Source organism: Vibrio sp. 378 (genome assembly GCF_033339435.1).
This window is the reverse complement of record NZ_JAWOUO010000944.1, coordinates 1-566: the sequence shown is the minus strand read 5'-3', so window position 1 is coordinate 566 and position 566 is coordinate 1. Positions and strand designations below refer to the sequence as shown.

Below are 566 nucleotides of genomic sequence, written 5' to 3'. Positions count from 1 at the left end.
CCACTAGGCGTCCACCCAGCGACTGAGTGTTATCAAGGTAGGTAATGTGCAGTTTCCCATCATCTGGCTGCGGCGCGCCGCCACCTTGCGCTAACACGGTACTAAATGGCGCGATGTTGGCAACGACGAAGCTGTGCACCTCCATCTCCTGACTCTCCCATCCTTGTTCACTCGCCGCCTGCCCTTCGAGGGTTACTTGCAGAGTTTGCACCTCTTCGGAAATAACAGCGTTAAAAAAGCCCGTTAAATACGCCAGTTGCCCAAACGCATTTTTCTCTTCACGATGCGCGTGTTCAATCATCTTCTGTTCCAAGCCAATACCCAGCACCAACAGAATCAAACGCTGATTACATTCTGCGGTGTCTATGCGTTGGCAATGACCTGCGAGAATGGCTTCACACGCTTTTTCCACCGGTGCTAACTTCACGCCGATGCCATACAGCACATGGCAAAGCGCATTCGCCGTGCCCAACGGTATGATGCCGAGCTTGATGTCAGTGCCGACCAACTGGCTCGCCACTTCAGTCACCGTGCCATCGCCACCAGAGACAATCACCTGATTCACA

Annotated in this window: 1 protein-coding gene; it reads right to left on the bottom strand. The window is 53.4% G+C overall.

Annotation, left to right across the window (positions count from 1 at the left end):
• On the bottom strand, positions 1–566 hold a 566-nt coding region (locus tag R7Q48_RS29740), incomplete at both ends, for a diacylglycerol kinase family protein (RefSeq protein ID WP_318133976.1).